Here is a 1,776-nt window from a genome sequence, read left to right as displayed (position 1 = left end):
GTATCTGGACTAGGCCCTGTTAGCATCAAAATACTTCTATAGACTTTATTGAGTTCAAAAATACTATTTTCTACTGTATTTAAGATACTTCCTAATTCTCCCAAACTTACTTCTAGCCTAATCTGATGTGTACCTTTTTCTAAATAGAAAAGGTAGGGTTCTTCATTACCTAATTGATTCATTCTCCATTCTTTTTGGAACTTGAATGGGATAGATTCTACCTCTTGAAAAGGTACATTGCCATCTATTGTTAATTTCCTATTGGCAAAAGAACCTCTTAACATATCTTGTCTTTCTTTTAAAACAATTTCATATAAACCGTCTTCTGGTATCTCTATTTCCCATTCAATCCATTGTCCTGGTAACTTCCACTGCTCTGCACCAATCATATTCATACGAATTTTAGAAGGATGATAGGGTTCTGTAATTGGGGATGCCCTATCTGCTAATGGATATAATGTTGGATCTGATTTATACTGTGCATCTTCACCTTGAATCTTAATAACATGCCCTTTTGTTGACTCATATCCAAGCTTTTCATACTCAGCTTTGACTGTGTCATATGTAGGTATTTCCTGTATACTACAAAGCTCTATCGCTTTAATGACTAGCGGCTCTCTAATAGATGTTAACTTTAAAGTGTTTTTCCCCTTTTTAAAGTAAAACTGATAAGGTTCTGTGTAGTATCCCATAGAATCTTTGAAGAAATCAGATTGCCATTTCGGATTTTCTACTTGTCTAGGCCTTAAATCATTCTCCCTATTATCTTGTTCTACTGCTGTCTGATTCCCCCATACACGACTAAACAAAATATGTGTGGCATCAAAAAAAGGAAGTGAGCCATTAATCTCTATCTTTCTTTCAATCTGAGAACTTCTTCCTTCCACTGGATAATAATCCATTTTAACGTAATACCAGCCTTCATCAGGAACATCAAACTCCCATTCTACATATCCCTCTTCCTCAGTCCTTACTACTTGGCTTTCCCCTTCAAAACGCTCTAACACTTTTACTTTCGGATCAGCGCTTATATACTCTGTTATCGGAATTTTTACCCCTCTAACGGGCATTGGTGCATTTTGATAAGTTTGTAGATAGCTCTCATAAGTATCCTGTCTTCCTTCTAGATTGTTAGTTAATAACTCTGTATTTGTAGAGTTATTATTCGTTCCATAAAGGCTTAGACTTTGCGCTAATAGCACTGTTGTTATAAGTAAAATTTTCATCTTTTTACTCTTGGGTTTTAACTTCGCCATTTTCATTTCCTCCCCCTTACTTTTATTAATTTGTGTAATTTGTTTAGATTATCTCATTCCTTATTCACTCACTTATATTATTTTATTACACAAATTTATAGCTTATTACTTTTATTAATTTAAATATTTTTTATTTAAATTAAATTTTAATAATTTTTAACTTTATAATTATTATATCAATTTTCCAGATTAAATCAAATATTTTTTACTTTATTTTTATATAATATTTTCGTTTTTTTTAATTTTTATTTAATATTTTAGGTTAGTTTTATTTAATTTATAGCGATTATCTTTTTTTATCATATTTATATCCTTAAATTTTCTTGATAAATATTTAATTTTTAACTTTAATTTTCTTAAATTTTAGATTATTATTTATATATAGATATTAGCTTGAGTTAATTTTAGGTTAATTATTTTTAATCCTAAATTTACATTCATACAAATTATTACCTTAATCCAAAGGAGGTTTAGTCTTGGCTAAAAAGAAAATTACCATGACCGATATTGCCAAACAATT

Annotated in this window: 1 pseudogene; it reads right to left on the bottom strand. The window is 29.8% G+C overall.

Annotation, left to right across the window (positions count from 1 at the left end):
* A pseudogene (locus tag ACRDBA_RS06795) lies at positions 1-1,256 on the bottom strand (hypothetical protein); the annotation flags it as partial.
* Positions 1,257-1,776: the final 520 nt, after the last annotated feature.

This window comes from Clostridium sp. (genome assembly GCF_051654825.1).
In the GTDB taxonomy this organism is placed as follows: Bacteria; Bacillota; Clostridia; order Clostridiales; family Clostridiaceae; genus Clostridium.
The sequence above is the reverse complement of the archived record's forward strand: the minus strand, read 5'-3'. Positions and strand labels throughout refer to the sequence as shown.